Here is a 24,465-nt window from a genome sequence, read left to right as displayed (position 1 = left end):
GGCGCGCGGCCCGATGCTCGGCATCACTGAGAGATGCCCCTCATAACAAGGGTTAACCCTGTAGTCGAAATCGGATCATTCCCTATACGATAGCATCATTCGACAACTGGTCGACCAGTCTACCAGTAGACCAACGATCCGTGAAACGCCATCACACGTTAACGATTGTCCGAGAGCCAGCCTGATGACATCGAATGCGTTGCCCCCGTCTCCCCCCGCGTCGCTGAGTCCGCAGCGTCCGGTCCCGTCGTCGTCATCTTCGCCGCCGATGCCTATGCGCGCCGCCGACGAGCCCGTCTTCGAGACGATTGACGACGCCACGCGCGCCGCCCGGTTCGCGGCACTGCGCGCCGCCGTGCCCGACGCCCAGTGGCTGACCGACCGCGAACAGATCACGCCGTACGAATGCGACGGCTTGGCTGCCTACCGCAAGCTTCCGCTTGCCGTGGTACTGCCTGCCGACGAGGAGCAGGTTTGTCGTATTCTGCGGGCCTGCCACGCCCATGACGTGCCCGTCGTGCCGCGCGGCGCCGGCACGGGCCTGTCTGGCGGTGCCATGCCGATCACCGACGGCATCGTGCTCTCGCTTGCCCGATTCAAACGTATTCTCGAAGTCGATCCTTACGCGCGCACTGCCACCGTGCAGCCCGGCGTGCGCAACCTCGCCGTCTCCGAAGCGGCCGCGCCCTATGGGCTTTACTACGCACCGGATCCGTCGTCGCAGATCGCCTGCACGATCGGCGGTAACGTCTCGGAGAATTCCGGGGGCGTGCATTGCCTTAAATACGGCCTGACGGTGCATAACGTCCTGCGGGTGCGCGCCGTGACGATGGACGGCGAGATCGTGGAATTCGGCTCTCACGCCCTCGACGCCCCCGGACTCGACCTGTTGTCCGTGTTCATCGGCAGCGAAGGGATGTTCTGCGTGGTCACGGAAATTACCGTGAAGCTCGTGCCGAAGCCGCAGGTGCAGCAAGTCATCATGGCCAGCTTCGATGATGTCGAGGCGGGCGGTAACGCCGTCGCTGCCATCATCGCGGCGGGCATCATCCCGGCCGGCCTGGAGATGATGGACAAGCCGGCCACCCAGGCAGTGGAGGCGTTCGTTCACGCGGGCTACGATCTGGACGCCGCCGCCATTCTGCTGTGCGAGTCGGACGGCACGCCCGAAGAAGTCCTGGAGGAAATCGCAAGGGTCTCCGCGGTGCTGCGCGCGTCGGGCGCCACTCGCATCCAGGTGTCCACATCGGAAGCCGAACGTCTGCGCTTCTGGTCCGGACGCAAAAACGCCTTCCCCGCCGCCGGACGCCTCTCGCCCGACTATTACTGCATGGACGGCACGATCCCGCGACGGACCATCGGCACGCTGCTCAAGCGCATCGAAGCCATGGAAGCGCAATATGGACTGCGCTGCATCAACGTCTTTCACGCCGGCGACGGCAACATGCACCCGCTGATTCTGTTCAACGGCAACGATCTCGACGAGTGGCATCGCGCCGAAGCGTTCGGTAGCGACATTCTCGAAGCCTGCGTGGCGCTGGGGGGTACGGTGACCGGTGAGCACGGCGTCGGGATCGAGAAGATCAACGCGATGTGTGTGCAATTCTCGCCCGAAGAGCGCGATGCGTTCTTCGGTGTGAAGCGCGCCTTCGACCCCGCCGGCCTGCTCAACGCCGACAAGGGCATTCCCACGCGTGCGCGCTGCGCCGAGTACGGCAAGATGCACGTGCGCGGCGGCCTGTTGCCCCATCCCGAATTGCCGAGGTTCTGATGTCGTCAGCCCCCTCCCTCGCGTTGCCCGACGTGGATGCGCAAGCGGCGGCACAAGTGCTCGCCGCGATACGCGAGCGTGTGCTCGCCGCCACCGCCAACGGCACGCCGCTTGATATCCAGGGTGGCAACACCAAGCACTGGTATGGCCAGACGCCCACTGGCGAACGGCTCGACATGCGCGCGTATCGCGGCATCGTTTCGTATGATCCGGCCGAACTCGTGATCACTGCCCGCGCGGGCACGCCACTGGCGGAGATCGAATCGGCCCTGGCCGCGCGCGGCCAGATCCTGCCGTTCGAGCCGCCGCATTTCGGGCCCGGGGCAACGCTCGGCGGCTGCATTGCGGCAGGCCTTGCTGGCCCCCGCCGGCCACACGTTGGCGCGCCGCGCGACTTTGTGCTCGGCGCCGTCGTCATGAACGGTCAGGGACAAGTGCTGCATTTCGGTGGGCAGGTGATGAAGAACGTCGCGGGTTACGACGTCTCCCGCGTGCTCGCCGGTGCGCTCGGCACGCTCGGCGTCTTGCTCGAACTCTCGATCAAAGTGCTGCCCTGCCCGGTGGCCGAGGCCACGTTGCAGTTCGAACTGCCGCAGGCGCAAGCGATCGAGCAACTCAACCGTTGGGGGGCTCAGCCGCTGCCGCTGATGGGGTCGGCCTGGCACGACGACGTGCTGCGTGTGCGCCTTGGCGGTGCCGCGGCGGCCATCGCCGCAGCGCGCGCCGCGATGGGCGGCGAACCTGTCGACGCCCTCGAAGCGCATGCATTCTGGCAGACCCTGCGCGAGCAGACACACCGCTTCTTCGCGAGCGCGCCAGTCACGGGAGACGGCCAACCGCTTTGGCGTCTGTCGGTGCCCTCGACCACGCCGCCACTCGCTCACGGCGACGAGCACCTGATCGAATGGGGGGGCGCGCAACGCTGGTGGATCACACCGCGCGCCGCCGACGATGTGCGCGCGATTGCCGCAGCGGTGGGCGGGCATGCTACGCTGTTTCGCCACGGCGACAAGTCGGCTGGCGTATTTACCCCGCCATCGGCCGCGCTGCACGCTATCGGCAAGCGTTTGCAGCACACGTTCGACCCGAGCCGCATCTTCAACCGCCATCGGCTGTACCGCTAAAGACGACGATGCAAACGAACCTCGCAGACTTTCTCCGTCAAACGCCAGACGGCGACGAAGCCGAAGCCATTCTCCGCAAATGCGTGCATTGCGGCTTTTGCACCGCCACGTGCCCGACCTATCAGTTACTGGGCGACGAACTCGACGGCCCGCGCGGGCGCATCTATCTCATCAAGCAGATGGTCGAGGGCCAGCCCGTGACGCGTGAAACGCAGCGTCACCTGGATCGGTGCCTGACCTGCCGCAGTTGTGAGTCGACCTGTCCGTCGGGGGTGCAATACGGCCGTCTCGTCGACATCGGCCGCCGTCATGTCGACGCCAAGGTCTGTCGCCCCGCCAGCGAGCGCGCGCTGCGCTGGACGCTCGCCCGCGTGCTGCCCAATCGAGCGCTGTTCTCGCCCGCCCTTCGCCTGGGCCAACAGTTCCGGTCGCTGCTGCCGCGCTCGCTGCGCGAGAAGGTGCCGCATCGCCAGCGCTCGGGCAGTTGGCCGCAGAGCACGCACACCCGTCGCATGCTGATGCTCGAAGGTTGCGTGCAGCCCGCCATGCTGCCGAACGTCAACAAGGCCACCGCCCGCGTGCTCGATGCACTCGAGATCGAAATGGTGCGGCCGGCGGCGGCCGGTTGCTGCGGCGCGATCCGCCTGCATCTGAACTATCAGGACGACGGCCTCGACGATGCGCGCCGCAACATCGACGCCTGGTGGCCCGAGATCGAAGCAGGTGTGCAAGCCATCGTGATCAACGCGTCAGGCTGCGGCGCGACGGTCAAGGAGTACGGCCATCTGCTGCGTCACGATCCGCAATATGCAGGCAAGGCGCAACGCGTCTCGGAACTTGCACGAGATTTGTCGGAAGTGCTGCTCGATAACCTGGAAGCCTTGCAGCAACGCGTGCCGAGCCGCAAAACCGGCAAGGTTGCCTACCATCCGCCTTGCACGCTGCAACACGGCCAGCAACTCAAGGGCGTGGTGGAGAAGGTGCTCGCCGGGGTCGGCGTGAGCGTCATGCTGCCGCAGGACAGCCATATCTGCTGCGGCTCCGCAGGCACCTATTCGGTCACGCAGCCAACGTTGTCGCACCAACTGCGCGACGCGAAGTGGAAGTCGCTCGACGCGCTCGATCCCGAACTGGTCGTCTCGGCCAACGTCGGTTGCATCTGTCATTTGCAGGCAACCGCCAAGGGCGAGCACGCGCGCGATCACGCGCCGGTTCAGCACTGGATCGAACTGCTCGACCGAATGATCGCGTCGGCCTGAGCGCCGACGCAACCCTTCCGATTCACCTCCGCGGCAACGATTGATTGTCCCTTTGAAAGGGACAATCAATCCCCAATACGCCCGTTTATCTAAACGATGGCGCTCCCTAAAATCGTAGTTGAGTCAGTCGTCGCGTCGATGGCTGAGCCGCCCCTTACTTCGATTCCTTTGCCGGAGCCTGTCATGATCGACAACAAAACCGCCCCCTACGCCGCACTGCTGCTGCGCGTATCGCTGGGCATCCTCTTCCTCGCCCACCTGTCGCTCAAGGTGTTCGTGTTTACCGTCCCCGGATTCGTTGGCTTCATGGGCTCGCTGGGCCTGCCGCCCTTCGTCGCTTATGTCACGATGGCGCTGGAGCTGATCGGCGGCCTGATGCTGATCACGGGCTTCTACGCGCGCTGGGCGGCGCTGCCATTGGCGGCGTTGATGCTCGGCACGATTGTGTCGGTGCACGGCCACAACGGCTGGGTGTTCACCAACAAGGGCGGCGGCTGGGAATTCCCGGCGTTCTGGCTGGCGGCGCTGCTGGTCCTGGCCCTACTCGGCGACGGCGCCTGCGCGATACGCCGCGCGCGCACCGCCTGATGGCCTTGTTGGGTTCTCGTTAGCGTTCTTTTGCCGGAGTCATTGCCATGTCTGCCCTTCCTACCCTCTTCGTCTCCCACGGCTCGCCGTTGCTCGCGGTCGATCCGGGCCGCACCGGCCCGCTGTTGACGGCGTTGGGGCGTGCGGTGCCGCGTCCGCGGGAGATCCTCGTGATTTCCCCGCATTGGTCGACGCCGGCCCCGCGCGTGGGCAGTCTGGCGCAACAACGCACGATCCACGATTTCGGTGGCTTCCCGCGCGAGCTTTACGCACTGGAATACCCCGCTGCGGGAGCGCCCGCGCTCGCCGAGCGCACGGTGCAGATTCTGCGCGGCGCGGGTCTGCCCGCGACCGCCGACGACCAGTGGGGCCTCGATCACGGCGCCTGGGTGCCGCTGCGCTACCTCTACCCCGACGCGGATGTCCCGGTCACCCAGTTGTCGCTGCAACGGCATGAACGTCCCGAGTGGCAATATCGGCTCGGGCAACATCTGGCGCCGCTCGCACAGGACGGCACGCTCATCCTCGCGTCGGGCAGCTTCACGCACAATCTGCATGAGGTGTTCCGTGCCCCGTCGGACGACCGTGCCGAAGCGCCCTACCTGGCCGAATTCGTTGCCTGGTTCACCGAGCATCTCGCGGCGATGGACCTCGATGCCCTGTTCGACTATCGGGCCCGCGCACCCTACGCCGAACGCGCCCATCCGACCGACGAGCATCTGCTGCCGCTTTACATTGCCCTGGGCGCGGCCGACAACGCCTCCCGTCAGACGCATTTCGACACCGGCGCCACCTACGGCGCACTGCGCATGGACGCCTTCGCGTTCGGCAACACGGCCCCGTCGCTCGCCGAAGTGGACGCGCTGGCACAATAACGACATCGGCACGGACGGTGTCGCGACAGGCCAGGCCTTCGCGGCACCGTCGGCGCCGTCGCCTGTCCGGCCACCGGCCTGATCGCGCATCGCAATGCGCATTCCTGAGGAGCCACGCCCCGGCATGAACAAACTTCGTGAGATCGAGAGCTTCATCGCCGTGGTCGAGTCGGGCAGCTTCGTGAAAGCCGCCGCAACGTTGGGCATCTCCAAGACAGCCATCTCGCGTTACGTGGCCGATCTCGAGGCGCGTCTGGGCACGCGTTTGCTCCAACGCACCACGCGACGCCTGTCGCTCACCGAGCCGGGCCAGCGTTACGTCGAGCGCTGCCGTCAGATCCTCACGGAACTCGACGAGGCCGATGCCATGGCGGGCGAGCAGGACGGTCTGCCGGCCGGGCCGCTGCGCATCAACGCCCCGCACACCTTCGGTGTGCTGCATCTCGCGCCGCTCTGGCCCACGTTTCTCTCGCGACATCCGCAGGTCTCACTCGATATCACGCTGAGCGATCGTCTCATCGATATCGTGGACGAAGGCTACGATCTGGCCATCCGGATCACGCGCCTGCCCGATTCGTCGCTGGTGCATCGGCGGCTCGCGGGTACCCGGCTGGTGCTGTGCGCCTCGCCCGGCTACCTCGCGCAGCATGGCACGCCAACGCATCCCAGTGAACTCGCCCATCATGAGACAGTCGGCTACAGCTACTTCTCGCATCGACGCGAATGGCGCTTCGACGGCCCTGACGGTCCGGTTTCCGTGCGCACGCGCGCGCGGCTGATCGCCGACAACGGCGATACCTGCCTGGCCGCCGCCGTTGCCGGGGCGGGCATCATCCTGCAACCGGCGTTTCTCGTGCAAGATGCCTTGCGCGACGGCCGGCTCGTCGAATTCCTGCCCGAATACACGCAAGGCGAAATGGGTGTCTACGTCGTCTATCCCTCGCGCAAATACCTGAGCGCCAAGGTTCGCGCCCTCATCGACTTTCTTGTCGACGCCTTTGCCATGCCCGGCTGGCGGGCCATCGACCGCCGTTGAGTCGCGCAGACTTGCCGACATCCACCACGAAAGCTCTGCGAATCCCACGCAACTGACAGACAACACACCGGAACGTCACGGCAATTGATTTCCGCAGGCGAATGTCACTTATACTGACGGGCCTGATGTCTCATTTCATATATTTTGGAAAATTTTTTACTGATCGTCGCTGCGATCCTGCTGGTGTTGCTCAACGGCTTCTTCGTGGCGGCGGAATTTGGCCTCGTCAAACTGCGCCAGACGCGCGTTCATGTCATCGCCCGCCAACGCGGCTGGCGCGGCCGTATCCTGGCCAAGGTTCACAGCCAGCTCGATACCTATCTTTCCGCGTGCCAACTCGGCATCACCCTCGCCTCGCTCGGTCTGGGCTGGATCGGTGAGCCCGCGTTCGCGCGCATTCTCACGCCGCTATTCGCCGCGCTGGGGGTCAACTCGGCAGAGCTGATTCATGCGCTCGCCTTCTTCATCGCGTTCTTCACGATTTCGTACCTGCACATCGTCGTGGGCGAACTCGCACCGAAGTCGATGGCCCTGCGCATGCCGGAAATCGTCTCCGTCTGGACGGCCGTCCCGCTCTATGGCTTTTACTGGCTGATGTATCCGGCGATCTGGATTCTCAACCACAGCGCCAACCGCCTGCTGCGCTGGACAGGTCTCGATCCGTCGCACGGCACCGATGCGCATTACTCGGCCGATGAAATCAAGCTGATCATGCGCCGGGGGGCATCGAGCGAGAAATTGTCGCGCGACGACTGGAACGTGGTCGCCTACGCCATCGACTTCAGCGATCTGACCGTCTCCGATCTCATGCATCCGATGAGCGAAGTGGCCAGCTTCCGCCGCAATGCGACGTTCGCGCAGAACATGGATACGGCCTATCGTCACCGCTACAGCCGCTACCCGTACTTCGACAACGATGGCGAAACCGTGCTCGGCGTCGTGCACCTGAAAGACCTGTTCCTCGCGGAGCATCATGGCCAGTCGATCGAGGATCTGGGCAGCATGGCGCGGCCGGTGGAGCGCGTAAAACCCGACATGCCGGCGCGCGAGCTGTTCCGCCGATTTCGCCGGGGCGCGCCTCACTTCGCCATTGTGGGATGGCCGGACCAAAAGCCCATTGGCTTCCTGACACTCGACAACCTGCTCTCGGCGCTTGTCGGCAAGATCCGCGACGAATTCCGCCAGACGGAAGACGACTGGACCCACATGGAAGATGGCACGCTCATCGGCCGCGGCAGCTTGCCCATCCTGACGCTGGAACGCTCGCTGGGCATCGAGATCCCGAGCGAGCACGCGGAATCGGTGGGTGGCCTGATCATGGACGTGCTCGGCTACCTGCCGCACGAGGGCCAGAAGGTCGACTTCGAAGGCTTTTCCGTCGTCGTGAAGAAGATGCAGGGACCGCGTATCGTGCTGGTGCGCATCTATCCCGACGGTGTACGAGAAGCCCGTGGCGAACCGCCCCACGCTGTCACGCAGCAACGCGACGATTGACGCGCCAGCGCGTCGGGAAACGCGCCCGCATCGGCGCTCGGCGAGCTGTACCAGCGCCGCGGATGCAAGCGCCGGGTGGATCGCGTCACACCGAACGCTTAGCCGCGAGCGAACGCCTTGCGATTGAGTTCGAGCTGCGTGATGAGCTTTTGCAGACGCGACTCGGCGGTACGCGAGAGGGCGATAAAGCGGCAGCCGATGTGATACTCGACGTCCTTCGCCAACGGCACCGTGCGAATGGCACAGACTTCGAGGTCCACCTGGACAGTGCCGTAGTCGCGCAATTCGATCTCGACGTGCATGAGCATCGAGCCCTTCGGAATTTCGGCCGCCGCATCGGCCTTCGTGCGCAAGCCGACGCCACCGAGCGACAGGTCGAACACCGACAGGCGCATCGGCGTGTCGTCGGGGAATTTGACCGTGCACGGGTAGGGATCAAGGATCGGCGTCTTCACGCGGAAGTAATCGCGGCGCTGCAAACGCACGAGCGTTTCCGGATACGACGCGTAGAACGCGGGATACCCTTCGAACTCGCGCTCCTCGACATCGCCAATGGGGAAATGCACCTGAATGCCTTCGGGCACGCCAACGAACAGCGCGCGCTTGTTGGCAAGCAGCGCCCGGTTCTCCGCCTCCACACCGCCCCAGTCGAAATAAAAGCCGCGAACTTGCGGCTCGACCTTGAGCAGACGCGTGACGAGCTGCCGCTGCCCGTTCGCGAAGTACACCGTCATGAAATCGCCGCGGGTCGCCAGATGACGCAGCACGCCGCCAATTTCCAGCGGATTGCTGATGCGATACGAGTCATGCAGTTGCGTTTCGTTGTCCGTGGGCGCCGGTGTCACCTGCGGTTCTGTCGTTTCCATACCTGATCTTCTAATTGTCCCCGTGACGGACCACGCCGGGCGGCGCAAGCCGTACGTAATAAAGTCTCGGCAACACGTGACGCCTCACGGCGTCACAGTGCGAATGCGTGTCTGTCGGCGCTGACGCACCGTCTCATGTATCTGGTCAAGAACGTTAACGGTCACTGGCCGGGAATATTGAGGGTTCCGGCACACAAACTTGCAGCGTCCCGTGTCGCGCGCCACACCCCGGACGCGCCCTCGGGCCTTTGCCGCACGCGAGCGTCAGATCAGCGATGCACCGCGGCCATCAACGCGCCGAAACCCATGAACACGCCGCCGCTGATGCGATTGAATGCCTTGAGCACACGCGCTTCGCGCAAGTACGGTGCGATGCGCAGCCCGCCGGTGGCGTAGACCAGGTACCAGCTCACCTCGATTACCGCGAACGTGCCGAGCAGAATCGAGAACTGCGGGAGTTTGGCGGCGGTCGGGTCGATGAACTGCGGCAGGAACGCCGCGGCGAAGAGAATGGCCTTCGGGTTGCTGCCCGCGACCAGGAAGCCCGACTTGAAGAGTTTGCCGAAGCTCGAATCCACCGCCATGGCGGGCACGCCGGACGGCGCCGCGGCGTTCGCAACCACGGGCGAGCGCCAGCTCTTGTAGCCGAGATAGACGAGATACGCCGCGCCGACGTAGCGCAGCGTGTCAAACAGCATCGGCCACGCCCGGAGCACCGCGCCCAGTCCGGCCGCGGAAACCGACATCATGGCGATGAGTGCCGTCATGCAGCCGGCCATCGTGCCGAGCGACGGACGCAGCCCGTGACGCGCGCCATGCGTCATGACGAGCAACATGTTCGGTCCCGGCGTCGCCGAGACGAAAAAAACGGTGACGACATACAGCCACCATGTTTGCAAGCTCATGATTGCCTCGGAAAAGGGCTCACGCGAGGGCTCACGCGAATTCGATCAGGCATTGTAGCGTCGAACCGCGACAGTCGCATCGTCCGCGTGCACGTCTGATGCGAATCAAAATAGACGCCAAAAAACAAACAGGCCCGATGACTTTCGTCATCGGGCCTGTTGATCTCGGGACGCCGCCTCGCGCTAAGGCTGGCGCGGCATCACGGGAATGCGATCAAGCCAATTAGATGGGCTTGATGTTCGCAGCTTGCTTGCCCTTCGGGCCAGTCTTGACTTCGAACGACACGCGTTGGTTTTCTTGCAGCGACTTGAAGCCGTCAACCTTCACTTCCGAGAAGTGAGCGAACAGGTCTTCACCGCCGGCGTCCGGGGTAATGAAGCCGAAGCCCTTTGCGTCGTTGAACCACTTAACAATACCGGTTTCCATATTTTTTCCTAATAAAACAATAGCTTGAGGTCGAAATAACCCCGTGAGCGCTGACAATCAAGGGAAAATGAAGGACTAGAAACCAGCGAGAAGCAGGAAAACTACGTCTGACAACAACTTCGCGGCTTGACAATCTGCAGTTGGTTTTATACGTGTAGACGCGTCGCTTGTCAACAGGGTAAAGCCTGCAAATCTCGTAACAATTTCTCTCCGTGGTGGGAATTTGGGCTGGCTCCGGGTGTTCGAGCCAGGGTTGCAGCCCGTACAATGGGCGTTTTTTCCCGCGCCCGCGCCATTCACCCCCACACCTGCCTACGGATGGAGCCTACTCGCCTCATGCGCCCCTCGCCGTCGCCGTCCGACGTTCGTACGTCAAGCCAACCGGCTTGGCTCTCCCGTTGCCGCACGCATGCGCTCAGTCTGGCCGTTTGCCTGACGCTCGCCGCCTGCGCCGGGTCACCGACCTATGGCCCAGTGCCCGCCGGGAGCTATCGCGTGCAGTCCGGCGACACGCTCTATGGCATTGCGCGCGCCAACAATGCCAGTGCCGCCGATCTGGTGCGCTGGAACAGCCTGACCGATCCCGACAAGATCGAAGTCGGTCAGGTGCTGCGCGTCGTGCCGCCCGCCGGTGCTGCGAGCACCGCGTCCGGCGCCGCGAGACCCGCACCGCAGGCCCGCCCTGCCCCGAAGCCCGCTCCCGCGCCCGCTGCCCCACGCACGGCGACCCACCGGATTCCGATGGTCTGGCCCGCCAATGGCCCGGTGTTGGCAAATTTCAATGGCAGCAGCAACAAGGGCGTCGATATCGGCGGCAAAGCGGGCGATCCGATCTATGCGGCAGCCGCTGGCAAGGTGGTCTATGCAGGGAGCGGTTTGCGGGGATACGGCAACCTGGTGATGGTGCAGCACGAGAACGGGTACCTCACCGCCTACGCGCACAATCGCGCCATTCTGGTCAAGGAAGGGGCGTCGGTCAGCAAGGGCCAGAAGATTGCCGAGATGGGCGACACCGACTCGCATGGCACGGTCAAGCTGCACTTCGAGGTACGTCAGAAGGGCACGCCGTTCAATCCCCGCGACTTCCTGCCGTCGCGTTGATCCAGTGATGCGGTCTCTCTCTCATCGCGGGCGAAGGCCGCAAACGTAAAAAAAACGGCAAGGCGCGATGCCCTGCCGTTTTTTCATTGCCGCCAGCCTCTCACTGTCTGCCGGTCAGGCCGACGCAAGAAAGCCCTGCGACAGCCCTTCGGTGCGCGCGTCGCGCCAATCGCGATGCGCACGCGGGTCCGTCCATACGAGCAGATGGAGCGCGGCGAGCGCGCGCGGGTCGTTGAGCAATTCCCACTTCTGCGTGTTCGTCAGCTTCGCCGGCCCCTTGAGCAACGCTGTCTCGACACGGCCGGCACGCCGGGCGTCGCGCTTTGCGTCGTCAAGCGTGGGCACCACGCTCGCGGCCACGAGGGCGTTGGCCATCGGGTCGACAACGGCGTCGACAAAGGTGACATGCTGGCGCGACTCCTCGGTGTACTTGTCCGTCATGCGCAGCTCCTTGGGCGGCCACGACTCTTCGGGAATCAGGAACAGCCGCGCACGCCTGAGCGCGCGCCCCAGCGACACCCGGCTGGAGAACACCGACACGGGAATCGAGATCGCCATCGATCCGACGATGGGCATCAGCCACCAGATGAAGTCCGGATTGAGCCAGTAGACGACGCCCCCCCACCCCAGCCCGATCAGGGTATGCAGGCCGTGGCGGCGAATCGCTTCGCCCCAGTGCGTCTGCGCGTCTTCACGCGGCGGCGACTTCCATTGAATCGCAATGCCGGTGAGCGCCGCCAGCACGAACTGCGTATGGAACAGCATGCGCACCGGGGCGAGCACGGCCGAGAACACCAGTTCGATGAGCATGCTCACCGTGACCGCGAATGCCCCACCGAAACGCTTCGCGCCCTTCGCCCAGATCAACACCACGGCCAGGATCTTCGGCAGGAAGAGCAGCGTGGCCGTTGCCGAGAACAATGCGAGCGCGCGCTCGGGATGCCACTCCGGCCAGACCGGGAACAGTTGTCGCGGCGCCGTGAAATATTCGGGCGCGACCAGCGTGTGCTGGGCAAGCAGACAGGTCGATAGGATGAGGAAGATGAACCACAATGGTGCCGACACGTAGGCCATCGCGCCGGTGATGAACACCGCGCGGTGCACCGGGTGCATGCCCTCGGCCAGGAACAGCCGGAAATTCATCAGGTTGCCCTGGCACCAGCGGCGGTCGCGCTTGAGCTCGTCGAGCAGGTTCGGCGGCATTTCCTCGTAGCTGCCGGGCAGGTCGTAGGCAATCCACACGCCCCAGCCGGCGCGTCGCATCAGAGCCGCCTCGACGAAGTCGTGCGAGAGAATCGCGCCCGACATTGCGCCCTTGCCCGGCAGGGGGGCAAGCGCGCAATGCGCCATGAACGGCGCCATGCGAATGATCGCGTTGTGGCCCCAGTAGTGCGATTCGCCCAACTGCCAATAGTGCAGGCCGGCGGTGAACAGCGGGCCGTACACCCGACCGGCGAACTGCTGCAGGCGCGCATAAAACGTTTCGCGTCCGGCCGCAAGCGGCGCGGTCTGAATCAGGCCGGCGCTCGGATGCGCCTCCATCATGCGCACCAGCTTCGTCAGACATTCGCCGCTCATCACGCTGTCGGCGTCGAGCACGAGCATGTAGCGATAGTCACTGCCCCAGCGGCGACAAAAGTCGTCGAGGTTGCCGCTCTTGCGCTTCACGCGACGCTGACGGCGACGGTAGAAGATGCGGCCGAACCCGTCGACCTGGCGGCAAAGCGCCTGCCACGCGTCGACTTCGGCCGTGCAATTGTCGGCCTCGTTCGAATCGGACAGGATGAAGAAATCGAAGCGTTCGAGCGAATCGGTCTTGGCCAGCGATTCGTAGGTCGCACGCAATCCGGCGAACACGCGGCCGACGTCTTCGTTGCAGATCGGCATCACGAGCGCGGTGCGCGCCTCCGGCACGATCGGAGCGTCGCCGGCGGCCATCTTCGAGATCATGTGACGTTCGCCGCCGAACAGCAGCACGAAGAAGCCGAAGATCGCCGTCCAGAACCCGGCCGAGACCCAGCCGAAGAGCAGCACGAACAGCACCAGCACGGAGAATTCGAGCGGATCGGCCCCGTGATACGGAAGCACCGACGCCATGAAATGGGTGGCCAGCGCCGTCTGCGCGATCATCAGCGCGAGCAGCATCCAGCGGCGGCGGCGGCCCGCTTGCGACCATCGGCCTTTGGGATCGGGGGCGTCGCGCACGAGCGGGTCGGGATCCCCGCGGCCGGTCAGTTTGCGCCACAGCCGCGCGAGGGGATTGAGCGACCAGGCGCGCGGAATGAGTGATGTGCGGCGCACCGGCGGTGCGGTGCGCAAGGTTTGCACGCCCCGCACTTCGTTCAGCCCGGCAGCGGCGGCGAGCGAACCCCCGTCGGTGAGTGCGAGACGCACCGATTGCGAGGCAAGCACCGCGTCGCTGCCGGATTCGATCTCCTCATTATTGTGCGCATGCCACGCGGCCGTTGCCACGGCGGCCGTGGCAACGGGTGCATCGGCCTGCGCGGCGGTCCGCCCAGCGGCCTCGGCGAACGCCGCGCTCGCGGCTTCGGCCGTTGCATCGTCGGCACCCGTCGGCACATCGCCCGCGCCGTTCACAGCACGCGCGGCGAGCAAACGCTGCAAGCGCGTGAGAACGTCAAGCGAATCGCCGCCGTCGCGCTTGGCTTGAGCCAGCAGGGCGCGACGCTTCTCGGCGGGCAGTGGCAACCGGTCGACGTACAGCTCGTCGACCGGAATGTCGGAACGGTCGCTCATTCGGGGGGTAACAGGTAGCTCCACGTTTCGGATAGGGTATTACTGCCGTTGCGCAGGTAAGCGCGCATTTCGACGGGTTTCTCGGAATCGAGGCGGCGCATGCGGAGCATGACGCGATAGCCTCCGGTGACGTCATTGCGCTGCGTTTGCACTTCGAGGATCTTGCCATTGCCATCGATGGATACGTTCCCTTCGACCTTGGCATCTTCCGGCAGTTTCTTGAGCGCCGGGCCCTCGAAATCGAGCGCAAACAGCTGACTGTCGTCTGGTTTTCCCCGGTAGCCGTGCCCCCGCCGGCTTTGCGACACCCACGCCATCGGCGGGCGCTTGTCATTATCCTTTTGCCACGACAGCCGATATTCGATCGAATACGGTTGCTTGGGCTTGGGCGGCGCATCCGGCACCCAGTACGCCACGATATTATCGTTGGTCTCGTCGGGGGTCGGAATCTGCACCAACTCCACACGGCCCGGTCCCCACTTGCCCTTGGGCTCAACCCAGGCGCTAGGGCGCGATTCGTAGCGATCCTCCAGATCCTGGTAGTCGCTGAAGTCGCGGTCGCGCTGCTGCAGGCCGAATCCGGCCGGGTTCGTCAAGGCGAAAGACGAGACGAGCAGGCGCTTCGGATTGACCAGCGGGCGCCAGATCCATTCCCCGGTGCCCGACTCGATGGACAGGCCGTCCGAGTCATGCACTTCCGGACGATAGTCGGACACCGCCGCCGGCTGGTTCTCGCCGAAGAAGAACATGCTGGTGAGCGGCGCAATGCCCAGCTTGGTGACGTTCTCACGCAGGAACAGTTCGGCCTTCACATCCACCGTCGTATCGACGCCCGGACGCAGCGTAAAGCGATACGCACCCGTCGCCCGCGGCGAATCGAGCAACGCGTAGATCGTCAACTCCTTCGCGCCAGGGGCCGGACGCTGGATCCAGAACTCGGTGAAGCGCGGAAACTCCTCGCCGGAATTGAGCGCGGTGTCGAGCGCCAGCCCGCGCGCGGACAAGCCGTAGGTCTGGTTCTTGCCCAGCGCGCGGAAATAGCTCGCGCCGAGGAAAACCATCACTTCGTCCTTGTATTTCGGGGTGTTCACCGGAAAGTGGATACGGAACCCCGCGAAGCCGAGCCCGCGCAACTGCTTCGGATCGACCTTCAGCGCACCGAAATCGAACATATCCGGGCTGTAGCGCAGTTCGCGCACACGGTTGCCGGCCAGTTCGTTGATCTTGACCGGACGGTCGTAGTACGAGCCCTCATGGAAGAACATCAGCTCGAACGGTAGCTTCTGCGCACGCCACAGCGCCTTTTCGGGCTTGAAGCGGATATTGCGATAACGATCGTAAGAGAGGTTCTGCAACGTCTTGGGCAGATTTGGATCCTTCGGCTTGTAGCGGCTGTTCGCCAGCGTGCGCGCCTGCTTGGCAACGTCGTCGAACGAGAACGCGTGCGCGGCGCCGGAGACCAGCGCACACACACTGAGTACGCCAGCGAGCGCCAGGCGCAAGGCACGGTGGGAAATCATGCGGGAAACGTAATGGGGCAGGAATTCCATCGGCATCGGAGATAGCGTGAAACGCGCGTGCCGACCGTAGCCAGCTTGCGCCGAACGCGCAATTTTACCCGCTCATTTACCGATTGACTAAAGATGCATCCGCAAAAGCTTCGAAGCGGGCACTCACATTATGCCAATCGTCCGCTGGGACACCGCTCCAGGCGAATCACAAATTTGTGACGATTTGTGACCGATAGGCAAAACAGGAGGCTTTCACCGCCTTTCCTGCCCATTCGCCCCCTGCCCTCGCGGCCAATGCCGCACCGGTTCGTCGCCTGACGGCGCATAGTGGCGTCGCCCCCCAATGACCAAGGCCCGCGTTACTTCGCCTCGAATTTCACACCGGTCGCCGGCGTGGGTATGGCACACCGTTGCATGCGCACACTGTCGAGAAACCGCTGGATCAATGGCAGCACCTTGGCCTCGATGTCGCCGTGCCCATAGCCGAAGCCGGCGAAATTGAAATGCGTGGCGCTGTCGACGACCGCGAGCCAGTGACAACCGGCAGGCAGATCCGCGAAGGGTTCGGTGCGCGTCTGCCACTTGCCATCGAGCGGCGCGTCGCGCGTGCCGGTCACCAGCAAGACAGGCTTGCGAATGTCATGCCACGCGCCCGACGGAAAGATCGGCCCCGCCCCCTGCGGGGAGAGTGCGATGTAGCCATCGAAACGGTCGTCGCTGTCGAGCCCGAGCTTGTTCTTCGCGCCCGCCTCGATCATCACGGTGGCCGCCCCCATGGAATGCCCCGCGAAGATGGCCGGCCCCGCGCGGCACTGCGTTCGCGCCCAGTGCAGCGCCGCCCCCGCGTCTTCGAGACGGTCGTCGTAAGCTTCGGGATCCGTAGTGAGTGCCAGCAAACCGTCGCGCAATCCACCGCTGCGCACCCGATCGCGCAAGGAGTCGTGCCCGCTTTCCTTGTGGGCCATGGTCACGGTTAGCCACCCATATTGCGAGAGTGCGCGGCCCAACCAGGAAAGCGCGTCGCGGTCATCGCCCGCACCGGGACTCAGCACCGCCACGCCACGACAGGCCGAGGATGGCCGGAAGACATGAAGGTTGGCGTACGCCCCATCGCTGCGCGGCACGCGCTGGTCGACGCCGGTCAGCGGCGAAACTGTCGCCGACGAGGCAGCCCTCGGCGCGGCTACGGGAGCGGAAGCCGGCACTGGGACGGGTGCGGCGGCGAGCACAGGATGCCGCGGCAAGGTCGTGTCGGCCGCCGTAGCCGGCAAGGGGAACCCAGCGAGCAAGGCCACGCCGACACTGCAGGCACCGAGCGCGACGAGCATCGTCCCGAACGATCGACCCACGGCCCCGCGCGACATTCCGAGCATCCGTTCTCCCTTGGTATCCAGCGGTGCACGCGCCCGGCCGAATCCAGCCGATGGGCCAGGCATCACGGTCTCGCGCCGACGTCCCGCTGTGACATCACACGACGAACCATCTTAGCGCGGATTGCGTAGGGACTCCGCAGGAATTTTGCCTAAGGGATACGTGTCTCGCGTGCGCAACGCGCGAGAGGTGCGGCGCATACGCCGGGCGCGCGCTTCGAGTGTGCGTCGAGCGCGCATTTAGCGCGCTTCAAGCGCGCTGGGGACGACCGCCGGGCGTGTCGCGCGACAAGCGAAGTGCCGACGCATAGCCCGCAGGATCGAAGCGCCACGTCAGCGCGATCAACGCCACGTTGAGCATGATGAGTCCGACCCACGACGGCGTGAAACTGCCCGTGCGATCGAGCACCGCCCCAGCAGCGAACGGCGCCAGCGCCGCGATACAGAAGCCCACGCCCTGCATGAACGCTGCCAGCGCCGCGGCATGACGCGGATGCGCATGATGATCCAGCGCAAGCACGAGTCCAAGCGAGAAGGTGCCCCCCAACCCGAAGCCGATGGCGCCGATCCACGCCCACGCGGCGGCCACCGGTGCGAGCGCCAGCCCGATGAGTCCGCCAAGGGTGGCCGCAAGCGCGAGCGTGAGCCAGCGACGGCGATCGGCATGACGGCGCGCCAGCCAAGGCAGCGTCAGTGCCGCGACGACCTGACAGGCCGTCAGCCCGGCCAGCAAAGCCCCACTGCGTGTCGCACTCATGCCGTGCTGCTGATAGAACGGCGGCAACCACGCGACCATCGTCGTATAGGTGCAGTTGATGAGACCGAAGTACACGGCCAGCGTCCAGGCGCGACGCTTGCGTAGCAACGCAAACATCGACGGCGCACCGCCGGTCGCCGACGCAACACGCTCGCCCGCCGCCCGACACGCCGCGCGCAGATCCGCCGCAGACGTCACAGCCCCCGGTGGTGCCGCCACCGCCTGAACCAGCGGCGCACGCCACCAGGCCAGCGCGGCCGCGCCGACAACCCCGAGCCACATCCCCAGCCCGACACGCCAGTCGCCCGCCTCGGACGCCGCCCACGGACTGATCGCGGCGCCAAGTCCGCCACCGCCCATGAGCGCCGCCGAGTACAAGCCCATCATCGCCGTCATGCGCGCCGCGCTGTAGTTTGCCTTCACCACGCCGGGCAGCAGCGCCTGGATGACGGCGATGCCGATGCCCGACGCGAGCGCCGTGGCGATCATCGTGGCGGTATCGTCGGCCACGAAACGCATGCCGCAGGCGAGCGCAAGCGCCCCCAGTCCGAGCAGCACCCCACGCCGCTCACCGCAGCGGCGCGTCAGCCCGCTCGCCGCAAAGGCGCCCGCGCCCATTGCGAGCACCGGCAGCGACGTGAGCAACGCCGCCACGGGATAGGTCATCCCCGTAGCCTCGCGGATTTGCGGCAGCAGCGGACTGATGGACGTGAGCGTCGGCCGCAGCGTCAGCCCGACCGCGACGATGGCCAGCCAGAGTGTCATACCGCCGCACCTTCGCTTACCACCACATGACCGTTCGCCACCACCCAGCGGCGCGGCGCACGCGTGACGATGGCCTGCGCAGCATTCACGGCATCGACGAGCACCAGGTCGGCGCGCGCGCCCACGCACAGGCCGTAGTCGTCGAACCCACAAGCCCTCGCCCCCTGATCGGTGACGCAATCGAGCGCTATGTCCAGTTCATCGTCGCGACGCAGGTTGTAGCGCAGCCCGATCATCATGGCGCGCTCGAGCATGTCGGGCGAGCCATAGGGCGTCCACGTGTCGCGAATGCCGTCGTTGCCGCCCGCCAACGGCACACCGGCTCGCCGGCAGGCCATGAGCGGCGGCACGATACGCGACGGCGGCGCGGTGGTGATCAGCGCGACGCCGGCATCGGCCAGGCGCGCGAGCATCGTCTCGGCGCGCGCGGCGTCCAACTCGCCCAGGCAAAACGCATGCGACACCGCGACCTTGCCTTGCATGCCAAGCGCGGCGATGCGCTCAAGCATCAGTTCGAGCGAGAACACCCCCATCTCGCCCGGCTCGTGCAGATGGATGTCGACGGGGCACCCATGCTTGTCGGCCAGCGCAAACATCGCGTCGAGCGACGCCTTCGGGTCGCGATCGATGGCGCACGGATCGAGCCAGCCGAGCACGTCCGCGCCCCGCGCGAGCGCGTCGTCGAGCAAGGCAACGGTGCCCTCGCGATCCAATACGCCCGACTGCGGAAACGCCACGATCTGCATGTCGAGGGTGTCCGCCAGCGCTTCGCGCGTGGCGAGTACGCCGTCGAGATGACGCAGGCCCGCGTCGGTATCGATGTCGACGTGAGTGCGCAGCCGCGTGGTGCCCGCTGCGAGGAACGCTCGCGCGAGGGCGAGCGACGCGGCCCCCGCGTCATGCCCACTCTCGGCACGCCACCGACGTTCGTTGTCGATGCGCTCGATCAGCCGCGAGCCGCACGCGTTCTCGTACCACGGCATGCCCCAGACGGTCTTGTCCAGATGCGTGTGTGCCTCCACGAGACCGGGCAGCAGCAGCGCGCCGCCCGCATCGATCTGACGGATGCCGCTGCCTGACGAGCCGGGCAGCGACGGCGCGAGTGCCGCAATCCGTCCGTTCTCGACGCGTACGTCGAGCGGCGCGCCATCGAGACCGCGCGCATTGCGAATGTCCAGTGTAGTCATGCCTTCCTCAATGCTTCCTGTCAGGTGCCCTGCGGGACGCCTGCCGCCACGTTGCGCGAGCGCGTGAGCAGGCTCACGACCACGAACGTCAGCGCATTCACCGCCAGCGCCACCAGCCCCATGTTGATCGATCCGACGGTATCCGATGCGTCCGGCATCAACGTGCGCAGGGTGACGTCGAATCCGACCGCCGCCGCCAGCACCACAGCGCCGGCGCCGATCCCCGCGAAGGCGGCATACTTGTTGCCAAACGGACGCGGCAACAAGCTCGACACGAACGACGGGAACAGTTGCGTGAGCAGGCTCGACGCGAAGAGCGCGAGCGCCACGAACGTCGCCCCGCCACGCAACACGAAGCCCACCGCCACCAACCCGAAGACCGGCAGCACACGCTTGGCGAGCTTGCCCACGAAGGCATCGCTCGCATGCGGCGCAAAGCCGTCGCGGTAGATGTTCTTCGCGATCAGCGTCGACGCATTGAGCAGGATCATCGAACCGGGCACGAGCGCGGTCAATACCCCGACGCCGCCGATCACGCCCACGAACCACGGCGAGAACGTCTGTTTGACGATGCGCAGCAGTGCCAGATCCGAATCCGCGCCGGTCAGGCCCGGCACTTGCAGAATGGCCGCGAAGCCCACGAAGAACATGAACGCGATGACCATCTGGTAGAGCGGCATCAGAATCGTGTTCTTGCGCACGGCGCTCTCGGTCTTGGCCGCATACACCGAGGTGAACACGTACGGATAAAGGTAGTAACCCAGCGACGTGAGCAGAATCGTGGAGTTGTACCAGGACAGCGTCAGGCCGCTCGTGGGCATCTGCAAAAAGCCTGGCCGGGCCGCTTCGATGCGATCGAACATCTCGCCAAATCCGCCGAAGTAATGCAGCGGCAGATAGACGCCGAGGAACACGGCGATCACGAGAATCAGGATGTCCTTGTAGATCGCGATGCTCGCGGAACCGTGAATGCCCGACACCGTGATGTACACCACCATCGCGATCGCACCACACCAGATCGCGACCACCGGCGGAACCGTGCCGTACGAAGCCTCCGACACGATGATGCCCAGGCCGCGCAACTGAATGATCAGCAGCGCGCTCATGCCGAGCACGGCGACCAGCGAGACGACGACACCCAGCGCGCGCGAGCGGTAGGCCGTCGCGAAGAAGTCGGAGAACGACACACAGCCATGTCGCGTTGCATGACGCCACGCCGCCGGCAGCATCCAGTAGCCGAGCAGGTAGGCGAGCGCCCCGTAAGCGAGGATGTAGAAGGCGGGGGGCCCCTTGCTGTAGGCCCATCCGCTCGCGCCGAGGAACGTGAATGTCGAGAACGCCTCGCCCGCCATCAGCAGGAAGACGAGCAGCGTGCCGAAGCCACGGCCACCCACGGCCCACTGCTCCAGACTCATCGTGCGACCGCGCCGTGCGCGCAGTCCGATGAAGAGCGCAAAGGCGAGAAACGCCGCAATGACGGTCAGGGCGGCGTTCATGATGTCGCTCCGTCGTGTTCGCGCACATCCTTCGCAGGCGCCCGCGCAGACTCGCGCGAACCGTCGAAGCGGAACATCACGACCATGACCGCTGACGTGAGCAGCAGCCAGACGATATTCCACGCCATCAGGAAAGGCAGCCCCGCCAAACGGGTGCCCACGTGTTCGGCCAGCCAACCGCCGCTGTAAAACGCCGCGATGGGAAGCGCGGCCAGGCAATGCACAGATTTCATGACGTCTCCAGACCCTAAGGGATTCAATGGTCGGCCGCTCACACGTCGCCGTGGACGGCCCGCTGGCTTGGCCAATTCGGTGATGTTCGGTGTCATGGCGTACCGCATCGATTTGCCACATCATCAACCAAACACACTAAAATGGTTAACCATTTTTGTTGACCATTATCGGCAACGATTTACCGAAATGCAAGGTTGACGTGGCGGCATAGCCAAAACCAAGGGTTTTCCGGACGGCAGCGCCGACAGGCGAAGGGGGCCGGGTACAATGCGGCCCACACCCACGCGAACCGCGTCTATCCAGGAGATGAGGCTTGAGCCGCACCGCAGCACCGGCGTCGCCGCGCGACGCGTCCCGCCCCGATGTCGCCGCCGAGACCCCCACCGGCCTGGCGTCCGGCGACGATGGCACGTCGGGCAGCGCGGGGCAGCAGATCGAGGCGCGCGTCTACACGGCCATTTCGCAGGCGCTGCTCTCCGGCAAGCTGCGGCCGGGCATGCCGCTGCGCGAGCGCAATCTGGCGCAGGCACTCGATTGCACCCGCGGCGCGGTGCGCAAGGTGCTCGCGCGGCTCGGCTTCGAAGGCAAGCTGGTGCTCGAACCCAACCGGGGCGCGTTCGTCCCGCAACCGTCGCTTGATGACATCCGGCAGACCTATCGCGCCCGCCGCGTGCTGGAGAGTGGTGTGATTGCGAGCCTTTGCGGGCAATTGAGTACGTCGCAGCTCGCGGCGCTCGACGCGCACGTCGCGTTGGAAGCCCGTTCGCATGCGCAGGGCACGCACGAGCGATCGATTCGTCTGGCGGGCGAGTTTCATCTGACCTTGATCGGCATGGCGCAGAGTGTCGAACTCGATACGTTCGCGCGTCAGCTCGTGGCCAAGACAGAGCTTTACAAGGCGCTGTACGACCCGGCGGAATTCCTGCATTGCGCGCCCACGGAGCACGCCCAACTGGTCGGCCAGTTGCGTGACGGCAAGACGCAGGCGGCCATTGCGCTCGCCACGGCGCACCTCGACGAACTCGAAGCACGCGTGCTCACCCGCGCCGCCGCCGCAGAGACACCCGACTTCCGCGCCATTTTTGCCGAAGCGTTCGCGGGCACGGGGTCATAAGCCCTCCCCAGCGACTCCACGGCGACCCATGCGACACGTCGCGCCGTTGCCCGTCAAGCGGCGCGGCAATCCCACCACGGGCGTGGGGGTCGCGTGGCACACTCTCCTGAATCGGGGGTATATTGCGCCTGTTCGCGACGGGCCTGCGCCCGCCGGCCACTTTTGCCCCCGCCTGACACACTCAAGCACGAAGCCCGAAGGAAGCCCATGTCCCATCTGGTAGTCCACGGCGGCCAGCCGCTACGCGGCCGCATCACCCCCTCCGCCAACAAGAATGCCGTTCTCCCGGTGCTGTGCGCCACGCTGCTGACCGATCAGCCGGTGCGCCTCATCGGTGTGCCCGAGATCACCGACGTTCGCAAGATCCTCGACATCTTCCGTCAGCTCGGCAGCGAGGTGAGCGTCGATTTCGACGCCGGTACGCTCGACATCCACCATCGCGATACGCGCTTCGATCCGCGCACGGACCACCTGCCGGAGGAGATGCGCTCGTCGATCATGCTCGTGCCGCCGCTGCTCGCGCGTTTCGGCGTCGCCCGCATCGAAGACAACGTCAAGGGCTGCACGCTCGGTGTACGCGAGATCGATCCGCACATCGAAGTGCTGCGCCATTTCGGCGGACGTGTCGAGCGCACCGAGGGCTCGCTGCTCATCCACGCGGACGAGGCGCGCCCAGCGATCCATCACTGGCTCGATTATGCGTCGGTGACCACCACGGAGAACTTCGTGCTGTGCGCGGCAACGGCCAGCGGCCGCTCGCAATTGAATAACGCGGCGTCGGAGCCGCACGTGCAGGAATTCTGCCGCTTCATGCAGATGCTGGGCGTACCCATTGAGGGTATCGGCACGTCGCAGCTCGCGATCGAAGGCGTGGAGCGCTTCGGCGGCGGCGAATTCCGCTTCGCCGAAGACTTCCATGAAATCACGACGTTTCTGGCGCTCGGCGCCATCACCGGCGGCGAAATCACGGTCAAGAACACGGCGCCGGACCAGTTCCCGCTCATCGACCGCACGTTCGCGAAGTTCGGGGTGAAAGTCGAGCATCGCGACGGCTGGTCGACGGCCACCGCGCAGGGCAAGCTCAAGGTGCAAGCGCCGTTCACGCAGAACATCCTCACGAAAGTCGAAGCTGCGCCCTGGCCGTATTTCCCGGTCGACCTGCTGCCGATCTTTATCGCGCTGGGGGTGAAGGCCGAAGGCAGCGCCATGTTCTGGAACAAGGTCTATGACGGCGCGATGGGCTGGTCGACCGAGTTGTCGAAGTTCGGCGCGCACGTGTTCCAGTCCGATCCGCACCGCCTGATCACGTTCGGTGGCGTGCCGCTCTCGCCCGCCGTCGTGGAGAGTCCGTACATCATCCGCGTGGCGATTGCACTGCTGATGGTGGCGGCCAGCATCGACGGTCAATCGACGATCAAGAACGCCGATCCGATTCGGCGCGCGCATCCGCGCTTCGTCGAGAACCTGTGCTCGGTGGGCGCGAACGTCGTCTGGACGCCGCAGGAGTAAGCCCGCGCTTTCGTGTGCGCGCGTGTCGTTTGCCGGCCCCCCGGGGGGGCCGGGCTCGCCATACGCGGCACGCCAGCGGTAGACGACCCCCCGATCGCCCCACACCGGTCTTCGCCCCGACGAACCCGACGGATGACCTTACCTGAGCCGCTCGCGCCCGCGATCACCGCACCTTTGCCAGACGGCACATGACGTTTGCCCAACGGAAATTTATTTCCCACCTGCCAACACGCACACCGCCCCCGCGAAGCGCGATAGCGCGAATGTGAAAGAATGGCGGCCATCATGAGCGATCGCCCCCCGCCCCCGCAGCCGCGTG

General features: G+C 65.2%; 20 protein-coding genes. 10 read left to right on the top strand and 10 right to left on the bottom strand.

From position 1 onward, the window contains the following. Window positions 1-274: 274 nt before the first annotated feature. The 7 genes from PSO31014_RS05280 (at window position 275) to PSO31014_RS05250 (ending at window position 8,147) form a co-directional block, all read left to right on the top strand. Window positions 275-1,771, top strand: a complete 1,497-nt coding sequence (locus PSO31014_RS05280) for an FAD-linked oxidase C-terminal domain-containing protein (protein ID WP_174976402.1) — start codon at window positions 275-277, stop codon at window positions 1,769-1,771. Further along, window positions 1,771-2,895 (top strand): glycolate oxidase subunit GlcE, encoded by a 1,125-nt coding sequence (gene glcE / locus PSO31014_RS05275; protein WP_150550652.1) that lies wholly within the window; start codon window positions 1,771-1,773, stop codon window positions 2,893-2,895. Before PSO31014_RS05280 ends, glcE begins: the two co-directional genes overlap by 1 nt. A gap of 8 nt (window positions 2,896-2,903) precedes the next feature. Then, window positions 2,904-4,154 carry a glycolate oxidase subunit GlcF gene (gene glcF / locus PSO31014_RS05270; protein ID WP_150550651.1) on the top strand — a complete coding sequence of 417 codons (1,251 nt, stop codon included), beginning with the start codon at window positions 2,904-2,906 and terminating at the stop codon, window positions 4,152-4,154. Between the two features lie 183 nt (window positions 4,155-4,337). After that, window positions 4,338-4,742: a DoxX family protein gene (locus PSO31014_RS05265; protein WP_150550650.1), complete on the top strand. Its 405-nt coding sequence runs from the start codon at window positions 4,338-4,340 to the stop codon at window positions 4,740-4,742. 47 nt (window positions 4,743-4,789) lie between these two features. Further along, window positions 4,790-5,617 (top strand): dioxygenase family protein, encoded by an 828-nt coding sequence (locus PSO31014_RS05260; protein WP_150550649.1) that lies wholly within the window; start codon window positions 4,790-4,792, stop codon window positions 5,615-5,617. Window positions 5,618-5,741: 124 nt separating this feature from the next. Then, window positions 5,742-6,653, top strand: a complete 912-nt coding sequence (locus PSO31014_RS05255) for a LysR family transcriptional regulator (protein WP_150550648.1) — start codon at window positions 5,742-5,744, stop codon at window positions 6,651-6,653. A gap of 144 nt (window positions 6,654-6,797) precedes the next feature. Further along, on the top strand, window positions 6,798-8,147 hold the full coding sequence (locus PSO31014_RS05250; protein WP_150550647.1) for a hemolysin family protein: 1,350 nt from the start codon (window positions 6,798-6,800) through the stop codon (window positions 8,145-8,147). Between the two features lie 98 nt (window positions 8,148-8,245). Here the strand turns inward: PSO31014_RS05250 and PSO31014_RS05245 are convergent, their stop codons facing one another. From PSO31014_RS05245 to PSO31014_RS05235, 3 genes are all read right to left on the bottom strand, one after another. Next, window positions 8,246-9,013, bottom strand: a complete 768-nt coding sequence (locus tag PSO31014_RS05245; RefSeq protein ID WP_150550646.1) for a flagellar brake protein — start codon at window positions 9,011-9,013, stop codon at window positions 8,246-8,248. A 269-nt stretch (window positions 9,014-9,282) separates the two neighbouring features. After that, the gene (locus PSO31014_RS05240) at window positions 9,283-9,918 is read right to left on the bottom strand and encodes a LysE family translocator (protein WP_150550645.1); all 636 of its coding nucleotides are present in this window, start codon (window positions 9,916-9,918) and stop codon (window positions 9,283-9,285) included. A gap of 223 nt (window positions 9,919-10,141) precedes the next feature. Then, on the bottom strand, window positions 10,142-10,345 hold the full coding sequence (locus PSO31014_RS05235; RefSeq protein WP_010805153.1) for a cold-shock protein: 204 nt from the start codon (window positions 10,343-10,345) through the stop codon (window positions 10,142-10,144). A 336-nt stretch (window positions 10,346-10,681) separates the two neighbouring features. On the opposite strand from PSO31014_RS05235, the gene PSO31014_RS05230 reads away from it, so the two are divergent. Beyond that, a complete protein-coding gene (locus tag PSO31014_RS05230) occupies window positions 10,682-11,446 on the top strand; it encodes a peptidoglycan DD-metalloendopeptidase family protein (RefSeq protein WP_150550644.1) in 765 nt (254 codons plus the stop codon). Window positions 11,447-11,560: 114 nt separating this feature from the next. Here the strand turns inward: PSO31014_RS05230 and mdoH are convergent, their stop codons facing one another. The 7 genes from mdoH to PSO31014_RS05195 form a co-directional block, all read right to left on the bottom strand. Beyond that, window positions 11,561-14,203 carry a glucans biosynthesis glucosyltransferase MdoH gene (gene mdoH / locus PSO31014_RS05225; RefSeq protein WP_150550643.1) on the bottom strand — a complete coding sequence of 881 codons (2,643 nt, stop codon included), beginning with the start codon at window positions 14,201-14,203 and terminating at the stop codon, window positions 11,561-11,563. After that, window positions 14,200-15,723, bottom strand: coding sequence for a glucan biosynthesis protein G (locus PSO31014_RS05220; protein WP_150550642.1), 1,524 nt, complete (start codon window positions 15,721-15,723; stop codon window positions 14,200-14,202). The genes mdoH and PSO31014_RS05220 overlap by 4 nt, the downstream gene beginning before the upstream one ends. Before the next feature lie 350 nt (window positions 15,724-16,073). Next, complete coding sequence (locus tag PSO31014_RS05215; protein WP_150550641.1) at window positions 16,074-17,150, bottom strand: alpha/beta hydrolase; 1,077 nt, start codon at window positions 17,148-17,150, stop codon at window positions 16,074-16,076. Between the two features lie 184 nt (window positions 17,151-17,334). Next, the gene (locus PSO31014_RS05210) at window positions 17,335-18,606 is read right to left on the bottom strand and encodes an MFS transporter (protein WP_150550640.1); all 1,272 of its coding nucleotides are present in this window, start codon (window positions 18,604-18,606) and stop codon (window positions 17,335-17,337) included. Continuing rightward, window positions 18,603-19,793, bottom strand: coding sequence for an amidohydrolase family protein (locus PSO31014_RS05205; protein WP_150550639.1), 1,191 nt, complete (start codon window positions 19,791-19,793; stop codon window positions 18,603-18,605). Before PSO31014_RS05205 ends, PSO31014_RS05210 begins: the two co-directional genes overlap by 4 nt. 20 nt (window positions 19,794-19,813) lie before the next feature. Beyond that, entirely contained in the window at window positions 19,814-21,289 is a 1,476-nt protein-coding gene (locus tag PSO31014_RS05200; RefSeq protein ID WP_150550638.1) for a sodium:solute symporter family protein, read from the bottom strand. After that, window positions 21,286-21,522, bottom strand: a complete 237-nt coding sequence (locus PSO31014_RS05195; protein ID WP_150550637.1) for a DUF3311 domain-containing protein — start codon at window positions 21,520-21,522, stop codon at window positions 21,286-21,288. The genes PSO31014_RS05200 and PSO31014_RS05195 overlap by 4 nt, the downstream gene beginning before the upstream one ends. Window positions 21,523-21,836: 314 nt before the next feature. Here PSO31014_RS05195 and PSO31014_RS05190 point away from each other — a divergent pair, with 314 nt between their 5' ends. Both PSO31014_RS05190 and PSO31014_RS05185 read left to right on the top strand, forming a co-directional pair. After that, a complete protein-coding gene (locus PSO31014_RS05190) occupies window positions 21,837-22,637 on the top strand; it encodes a GntR family transcriptional regulator (protein WP_246176247.1) in 801 nt (266 codons plus the stop codon). Between the two features lie 207 nt (window positions 22,638-22,844). Then, window positions 22,845-24,146 carry a UDP-N-acetylglucosamine 1-carboxyvinyltransferase gene (locus PSO31014_RS05185; protein ID WP_150550636.1) on the top strand — a complete coding sequence of 434 codons (1,302 nt, stop codon included), beginning with the start codon at window positions 22,845-22,847 and terminating at the stop codon, window positions 24,144-24,146. The last annotated feature ends 319 nt before the right edge of the window (window positions 24,147-24,465 follow it).

The organism is Pandoraea soli (assembly GCF_902459595.1).
In the GTDB taxonomy this organism is placed as follows: domain Bacteria; phylum Pseudomonadota; class Gammaproteobacteria; order Burkholderiales; family Burkholderiaceae; genus Pandoraea; species Pandoraea cepalis.
The sequence above is the reverse complement of the archived record's forward strand: the minus strand, read 5'-3'. Positions and strand labels throughout refer to the sequence as shown.